This window comes from Cyanobium sp. LEGE 06143 (genome assembly GCF_015207535.1).
Taxonomy (GTDB): domain Bacteria; phylum Cyanobacteriota; class Cyanobacteriia; order PCC-6307; family Cyanobiaceae; genus NIES-981.
In genome coordinates this window covers 1-7,526 of sequence record NZ_JADEWP010000123.1, presented here as the reverse complement: position 1 = coordinate 7,526, position 7,526 = coordinate 1, and the positions used below count along the sequence as shown (strand labels likewise).

The 7,526-nt window shown below is 59.2% G+C and carries 7 protein-coding genes; 2 read left to right on the top strand and 5 right to left on the bottom strand.

Translation table 11 applies throughout. The features are described 5' to 3' along the window. Positions 1-805: 805 nt before the first annotated feature. The 4 genes from IQ216_RS09480 to IQ216_RS09465 form a co-directional block, all read right to left on the bottom strand. Positions 806-1,315, bottom strand: coding sequence for a hypothetical protein (locus tag IQ216_RS09480; RefSeq protein WP_370566693.1), 510 nt, complete (start codon positions 1,313-1,315; stop codon positions 806-808). 167 nt (positions 1,316-1,482) lie between these two features. Continuing rightward, entirely contained in the window at positions 1,483-2,397 is a 915-nt protein-coding gene (locus IQ216_RS09475) for a DUF4868 domain-containing protein (RefSeq protein ID WP_193815273.1), read from the bottom strand. Then, positions 2,397-2,849, bottom strand: coding sequence for a hypothetical protein (locus IQ216_RS09470; RefSeq protein ID WP_228007346.1), 453 nt, complete (start codon positions 2,847-2,849; stop codon positions 2,397-2,399). Before IQ216_RS09470 ends, IQ216_RS09475 begins: the two co-directional genes overlap by 1 nt. 667 nt (positions 2,850-3,516) lie before the next feature. Further along, positions 3,517-4,326 carry an ABC transporter ATP-binding protein gene (locus tag IQ216_RS09465; RefSeq protein ID WP_193815271.1) on the bottom strand — a complete coding sequence of 270 codons (810 nt, stop codon included), beginning with the start codon at positions 4,324-4,326 and terminating at the stop codon, positions 3,517-3,519. A 109-nt stretch (positions 4,327-4,435) separates the two neighbouring features. Here IQ216_RS09465 and IQ216_RS09460 point away from each other — a divergent pair, with 109 nt between their 5' ends. Together IQ216_RS09460 and IQ216_RS09455 are read left to right on the top strand one after the other, a co-directional pair. Then, on the top strand, positions 4,436-5,323 hold the full coding sequence (locus tag IQ216_RS09460; protein ID WP_193815270.1) for an MBL fold metallo-hydrolase: 888 nt from the start codon (positions 4,436-4,438) through the stop codon (positions 5,321-5,323). Between the two features lie 40 nt (positions 5,324-5,363). Continuing rightward, positions 5,364-6,368: an SDR family NAD(P)-dependent oxidoreductase gene (locus tag IQ216_RS09455; RefSeq protein ID WP_370566692.1), complete on the top strand. Its 1,005-nt coding sequence runs from the start codon at positions 5,364-5,366 to the stop codon at positions 6,366-6,368. Between the two features lie 508 nt (positions 6,369-6,876). On the opposite strand, the gene IQ216_RS09450 is transcribed toward IQ216_RS09455, so the two are convergent. Further along, positions 6,877-7,323 (bottom strand): tryptophan-rich sensory protein, encoded by a 447-nt coding sequence (locus IQ216_RS09450; protein ID WP_193815269.1) that lies wholly within the window; start codon positions 7,321-7,323, stop codon positions 6,877-6,879. Positions 7,324-7,526 lie beyond the last annotated feature (203 nt).

The following is a 7,526-nucleotide window of genomic DNA, read 5'->3' as shown; positions in this document are numbered from 1 at the left end:
AAACTGGCCCACCCGCCTTGAGATGGCCGCCGGAACCACAACGTGATTGACGCGCCGCGACAGCCTGGTCACGATCCCGATCCCCGCTGCGATCTCAGGCTCCAGCGGGCTTCCGAACAACCACTCTCTACCGGTCAACCAGATTGACGCCACCCGTCAACCTGATTGACACGGGACACTCGTCCCAGCCAGTATCAGATTGTGCTTCCTCATGAGCTTGCTCTATTAGCGATTCGAAGATGCGCCTCAGATAAACAAAAGCACCGACACCCACGCCATGAGTAGTCAGCCCAATTGCTCGCGCCAACTATCTCTGGCGCTCGTTGCCTAGTACTGGCCGATACTTGCGAAGATTTGGGAGCGCTAGGTCCGCCAAGAATGGTATTTGCCCAATCTTCTGCAGTATACCTTCATGTGCACGAAATATGAAATAGCCTTATGTGAACTATCTCTTGATCAATTGAACGACAAGGAAGAAACATGATTTGTGACATAAGAATATTGGTTGAGCTTATATCTTTGAAGAGGAAACACACTGTGTTGCCTACAGCCGGGGCAATGAAAATCAAGTGTTCCTTCGAATCGCCTTAGCGAAAAGGATCCATTACTCTCTTCATCGTCGCAAGAAAACTGTTCATAGAGTGGAACGCTGAGACAAAATTCTTCGGCAGAAGGATATTTCGGTGGGTTTGCTTCTCGGCTCATTGTCTACAGGTTCTCCTTAGTGCCTAACGCCCAGATCAGGAGCGGGCAGGGCCTCAAAGGATGGGGATCAAGCCCCAATTCCGCCTTCTGCATCTGGATGTTAGGCCCCCCTGCTTGTTCTGCTGGCCAGGAGTGCGCAGCCCATGCCCACGATCCCAGCATTTCGTATTGCGGTACCCAACGATTGCAGTATTTCCGGAGCTGGGACCACTGCCAGGCCGAGGTTGACCAACAAGCCTGTAGCAAACAACCAGACTGCTAGCCTTGGAAGTGCGCGGCTTCGCAATGCGGCGGAGGCGAACAAGAGACCCCCGACTACCATGGCTGCGCCGTGGATGGTATATGTGAAGCCGAGTTGTTGCCAGAGTGCTTCGTAGTTCGGTACCTGCGATTGCAGCGCAAACAACGTGGTGTGGGCGAAGTAGGTGAACGCGACCCCGTACAACAGTGAACCAACCAATGCTGCCGGAGCTAGTTCCTCTGGTCGAACCGCGTAGATGCCGAGAAGAAGCCACGGCATGGGCAGGAAGGCAAAATAGTTCAGCCAGAGCTGCAGAGTCGAGAAGCCGCCTTGGTACCACTCCATAGCATCGGTGATGCAGTGAAGCACCGGTGCCGCTATGGCAGTCAGGCCGACAACCTGGCGCAGAGAGTTGGATTTTCTCGCGGACGAGGCGAAGTGGATGAGGGAAAGCCTAACGCCCGGCTCACGCACCGGTTTGGAGCCGCAAAGCGGCGGAAAATCGGTCGCTGTGCAGCTGATTGTTAAGTGTGAACTTATATCTCCGTTGCATCTGGAACATCATAGATATTATCCGTAATTTCGCTCATCAGCCGATGATCTAGTAACACCTGCATAATATCCTTCACAGTCTGGGAGCACGGAACTATTGTGTTGTTGGAATTATCAAAATTTATGCCCCACCGTCTAATGTTATTAACTCTTTGTAGAGTTTGGATAAAATTTGGTCGGTTATAAATCCCTCTATCTGCAATGACAGCCATTCTCCTCAACTGTATAGAATTGCTACCAACATATTCTACTATTGGCGACAAATCAGAGAATAGTGCGCTAAATGAGGGCGACTGCTGAAGCTGTGAAAAAGCTTGAATATACCCCTCACGATATTTCATTGCAGACTCAAAACCCCGTTTATTCGCAATAAACGCTGTATTGCCAAAAACATAAAAGTCAAAACTTTTCTGAATAGAAAAACTATGATTCTCAACGGCCGACAGTTCGCCATTAGAAAATATCATGTTTATATAATTCTTGGGGTACGAGGTTTTCCATGATGACGTAGAACGCTTTACGGCATAAACCGTTTGTCCACTTAATGTAAATTTAACCACATATCCTTTAGCTCCTTTTATGTCCTTTGAGTCTGATATCCTATGTTCGCTTTCAAGGCGATCTACTAGAACTTTTAGACTATTAAAATCTGTTGAAGATGGGTTTAACGTAAGGCAGCTATTTTCGTTATTTTGCGATATGTATCTGTATGGGCTATGCTCCGTTATCCTATCAATCTCATTTTTGACAAACTCTTTCAGCTTTGTATTTAATTCGCCTTCAGTTTGAACATAAAAAGTGCGAAACCTTGAAGTCGTAGTACTATCTTTAAAAATCCAAAGAAGCGGATTTGAGTTTTCAAAGTCAAAGCTTTTCAGAGATTGAAAGTTAACAGACATTAGCCGCCTCTTGCAATATAGACATCTTGTATTGTTTGTGCGTCATATTCGCCTGGGGCCAGACTTCCTTTAAATAAAACCCTTGCACTTCTCTCGTTGCCATCTATTTCCGCCTCTGCTTCGTATAGTTTCCAGCCAAACATGAGCAAAAGCGGGTTCATTATTATTTGGCCTGACTTATAGGTTATTGCGAACATCCAAAATAGGAAAACGGCGAAACCCAAGAGCTTTTCGGGATTCTCATAGCTAATTCCCATAAACGATACAACATACGGAAACACATAACTAATAATATCGTTTGGTATTGGCTTTGCCTTTGTCACCTTGGCTTTGAACGGAAAAGATATTTTTTTAAGAGATATATTTGACAAAACAACCGAAAGAATAGTTAACAGAAGAAATTCTACAGACAGGTAGGGGTTGGCGAATGGATTAAAGTAACATTCGCTCATGTTTGAAAAATCACAAAATGGCCGTTCCCACCACGACATCGGTATGTCTTGCACGGCCAGTATTACAGCCAGAGGTAGATACGAGCCAATAAAAATCAAGAAGGCTGAAAATAGTCTAAATTGCATTTTTAGCTACTATCCGACATCTACACTCCTGCAGTAGTGGCGCTTAACTAGTCTTTGGACGGTTCCGTGAACCATTCCCATCGACCATTCCCTTTCCGATAACAACAATAAGCGGGGCTCGTCCGACCCCCAGAACGCAAGTTGCCCAAGAGATATCAAGACTACACGCCATAACCTAGCAGTGGTTCACGGGTCCGCAAACCAACTGTACTTGTTGCTACAGACTGACCATCGAGATTCATGCCCAGCGTGGATTTACATCGCTGTCCTTTGCGTATCCAGTTCTGCCCTTCGCACCGACGAATGGCGTTCATAAACCGGTTGAAGCGAATGAAGCGGGTGGGGCGTTGTCCATGTCTGCAGCCGCTGCGAGCCCGGCCGGAACTGCCTCAGCTCTCAGCAGCTCTCACCGGCGGGGCGTGCTTTTGAGAAACCCTTACTGTGACTGGCTTTCTGCTTGTCTCAAGCCGTGCTCCCAAAGCACCCGCGCTACCAAGCTGCTCCACGCCCCGCCGGGGCAGACTTTACCGCTCGGTGCCGCTCAGTCCGGGCTGCCTGCCCCATCGGCGGCCGGCAGCACCTGGCGGTAGCCATGGGCCTCGATCACCTGCAGGGGGGTGTCGAAAAGGGCGCTCAGGGGGCCGGCCTGGAGCAGCTCAGCCGCCGGGCCATCGGCCACCAGCTGCCCCTGGCGCAGCAGCAGGCAACGGCTGATCTCCGGAATGATCGCCTCGATCTGGTGGGTCACCAGCAGCAGGGTGGTGTCGCGCCGGGCCAGCTGCCTGAGGATGGCGAGCAGCTGGTGGCGGGCCTTGAGATCGAGGCCGTTGGTGGGTTCATCCAGCACCAGCACCTCGGGGTCGTGCACCAGGGCCCGGGCCAGCAGCAGGCGGCGGCGCTGACCGTCGGAGAGTTCCCGGAAGGGCCGCTCGGCCAGATCCGCCAGGTGCAGCTCGGCCATCAGCTCCGCCACCCGCTGCTGCTGGGCGGCGCTGGGCTCCTGGCTGCGGCCCAGGCCAACGGAGCCGAAGAAGCCTGAGAGCACCACATCCCGCCCCCGCACCCCTCCGCTGTAGTGGGCCTGCAGGTGCTCTGACACCACACCGATGCGGCTGCGCAGGGCCCAGAGGTTCACGGTGTCGCTGCCGAAGATCCGCAGCCAGGAGCCCGGCTGTACCACCGGGTAGAGGCTGCGGCCGAGCAGCTTGATCAGCGAGCTCTTGCCTGAGCCGTTCGGGCCGAGGATCACCGTGTGCTCGCCGGGGAACAGCTGCAGGCTGAGGTTCTCGAACACCGGCCGTGGGCCCAGGTAGGCGGTCACGGCACGCAGCTCGAGGTAGGGCTCTGCCATCGGTGTTGGAGCCCTGCAGGCGCTGATGGTGCGATTCTGGCGCTCTGCGATCGGCGCCTCCGCTGGCTCTGCCTAGCTTTGGCCTCCGTCGCCTGCCTCGCCCRCGCCCATGGCCCGCACCGCCCTGCGCCTGGCCAGCAACGTGCCCGGCCCCTTCTACGTGGACTCCAGCTGCATCGACTGCGGCACCTGCTGGCAGTGGGATCCGCACCACTTCGCCCCCACCGGCAGCAGCTCCCACGTGGTGCACCAGCCGGAGGGGGAGCCGGAGATCGCCCAGGCGCTGCTGGCCCTGCAGGCCTGCCCGGTGGCGGCGATCGGCGCCACCCCCGAGCTGTTGCGCCACACCCCGGCCGAGGGCTTCCCGGCCTTGCTGTTGTCCCACCCGGCCGGCGACGTCTATTACTGCGGCTGGACGTCGCGCCGCAGCTTCGGGGCCAGCAGCTATCTGGTGGTGCGCCCCGAGGGCAACGTGCTGATCGACAGCCCGCGCTTCAACGGCCACCTGGCCCGCCGCCTGGAGGCCCTCGGCGGCGTGGCGGCCATGCTGCTCACCCACCGCGATGACGTGGCCGACCACGCCCGCTGGGCCGAGCGCTTCGGCTGTCCCCGCTGGATTCACCGCGCCGATGCCGATGCTGCCCCCGGCGCCGAGCTGCTGGTGGAGGGCCAGGCGCCGGTGCTGCTCGATCCCGGCCTGCGCCTGATCCCCACCCCCGGCCACACCGCCGGCTCGATGGTCGCCCTGCTGGGCGAGCAGATCCTGTTCAGCGGCGACCACCTCTGGTGGAGTCCGGGGCAGCGGGCGGTGGTGGCCTCACGCACCTACTGCTGGTGGGATTGGCCGAGCCAGGTGGCCTCGGTGGAGTTGCTGCGGGATCTCGATGTGCGCTGGCTGCTGCCGGGCCATGGCGACCGCCACCCCTTTGATGCCGGCGCCTGGGGAGCGGCGATCGACTGCACCCTGGCCTACTGCCGCGGGCTGGCGGCTGGCTAAACGCCCATACTTTCAGCTCCAACACCCTCCCCCCACGACCGTGCCGCGGCGCATCCTGCTCACCGGCGGCAGCTCCGGCATCGGCTTTGCGGCAGCCCGGCTGCTGCTGGAGCAGGGTCATGGGCTGATCCTTCCCTGCCGGGATGCCGTCACCGCCGAGGCCACCGTCGCCCGGCTGAGGGCTGCCCTCGGCGGCGCCGGGCCCGGCCTTCCTGAACCTGCGCTCAGCGCCCCGGTGGCGGATCTGGCCGACCTCAGCAGCGTCGATCGCTGCGCTGATGCCTTGCTGGAGCACGGCGAGCCGATCGACACCCTGGTGCTCAACGCCGGCCTGCAGGACAGCGGTGCCAAGGAGCCCCGCCGCTCCGCCCAGGGCTACGAGCTCACCATCGCCGTCAACCATCTGGCCCACCAGGCCCTCGCCCTGCGGCTGCTGCCCCTGGTCGAGGCCGGCCAGGCCCCGCGGCTGGTGGTCACCGCTTCGGAGGTGCACGACCCCACCACCCCTGGCGGGCGGGTCGGGCCCCCGGCGGGCCTCGGCGATCTGGAGGGTCTGCGCTCCGGCCCCGGCTTCGAGATGGTGGCTGGCGGCGTGGCCTTTCAGGCCGACAAGGCCTACAAGGACAGCAAGCTCTGCAACATGCTCTTTGCCCGGGCGCTGGAGCGGCGTCTGCGCCAGCGGGGCAGGCCGCTGCCGGTGCTGGCCTGGAGCCCCGGGCTGGTGATCCCGCGCGACAACGGCGGCTTCTTCCGCTCCAGCCGCCGCCACAACGAACTGGGTCAGCGGCTGTTCGCCCTGGTGGCCCGTGATCTGCTGCGCGTCACCGCCAGCCCGGCCCAGGCCGGCGCCCTGCTGGCACGCTTGGCCACCGATGCCGAGGAAGGCGCCCCCGGCTTCCGCTACCGCTGCAACCAGGTGCTGGGTCCGGGGCGTCTGCGCGAGGCCCTGGTGGAGCCCAGCGCTGAAGCCTGCGATGACGCCCTGGCGGAGCGTCTGTGGACGATCAGTGCCGATCTGGTGGGCTTGCCGCCGCTACCACTGTGAAGCACCTTGTCCATCGATGAAGAGCGATGTCGAGTGCGGCGATTCACCTGGACGTGATCACTGTTTGCTCCGAAGCTGTGCACAACAGATCTCGGAGGCTCCTTTGGACGACACTCCACCCAACCAGATGACAGGAGCGAACTGACGTTCGGACCCTGCTCCAACAATCTCGAACCATTTCTGACTGTTCCAGTGCACAACCGGTGCCCATGGCACCGTTGAGGCACACTCTTTCTGCATCGCCTATCGGCCCAGGTCATCCCTGGCCATCAGGTGCCCCAGAGTCACCGGAACGTCCTTGTTGAGCCATGGCCCCAGGTGCCCTTGTCAGGCAGCTCCGCCCTACAACTGAATAGAATTCAACGGAATCAAACGTTTCTGACGATCTCATTGATTGCGCCTTAGGGGCTTGAAGCGATCCATCTTCAGCCCAAGCAAAACAGACAAAGCCCGGCGTTGCACACGTCGGGCTTTGTTGTGGGCGCAGCGATGGTCTGGCGCCATGGCCTCAGCGGTTCAGGCGCTGCATCTGCCAGGTGACCAGGCTGCCCACCGGGCTCCACAGCAGATAGGGCACCAGCAGCAACCAGGCAGCCGTGCCGAGAGGTGCCACAGCGATGCAGAGTGCCACGCCCCAGACCCAGCCCGCCAGGCCCACCAGGGTGCCGTTGCGCAGGCTGCGGGTGCGGCCGATCACCAGCGTGTAGCTCTGCACCAGCACCAGCAGCCCCAGATAACCGCCCATCAGCGCAAAGCTGCCGCTCGCCCTCCAGCTCAGCAGCGCCGAGCCATAGAAACAGGCATAGATCGTGATCCAGATCAGGGGAATCAGCCGCTCAAAGCTGAGCCAGGCCGGGCGCCGCTGCTTCAGAAACCAGGCGAAGTCCTGGCGGGATGGATTCAGCAATGCGGCCACGGCCAGCATCGTTGCCAGGATCAAAGCAGCAGCCAGCACAGGTGTCGTTGCGGGGGTCAGCTTGACAGGCCAGCTTCGCAGCACCAGCGCGATGGCGGNGSCGNNCCGKTRYAGKCGARCNTNNCYKCCAGCCNGMYMYMGSCNCRGCMSYKCMSCAATCTCGGTGCGGAACGGCAGGTTTCCGGCGATAAACACGATTGCGCCGAACTCTCCCAAAGACCGCGCAAAGGCCGTCGTGCAGC

Excerpts from the sequence above, each read along its gene's own strand:
- IQ216_RS09465 (WP_193815271.1), bottom strand. The coding sequence starts at position 4,326 with ATGGCAGAGCCCTACCTCGAGCTGCGTGCCGTGACCGCCTACCTGGGC.
- IQ216_RS09475 (WP_193815273.1), bottom strand. The coding sequence starts at position 2,397 with ATGTCTGTTAACTTTCAATCTCTGAAAAGCTTTGACTTTGAAAACTCA.
- IQ216_RS09460 (WP_193815270.1), top strand. The coding sequence starts at position 4,436 with ATGGCCCGCACCGCCCTGCGCCTGGCCAGCAACGTGCCCGGCCCCTTC.
- IQ216_RS09470 (WP_228007346.1), bottom strand. The coding sequence starts at position 2,849 with ATGAGCGAATGTTACTTTAATCCATTCGCCAACCCCTACCTGTCTGTA.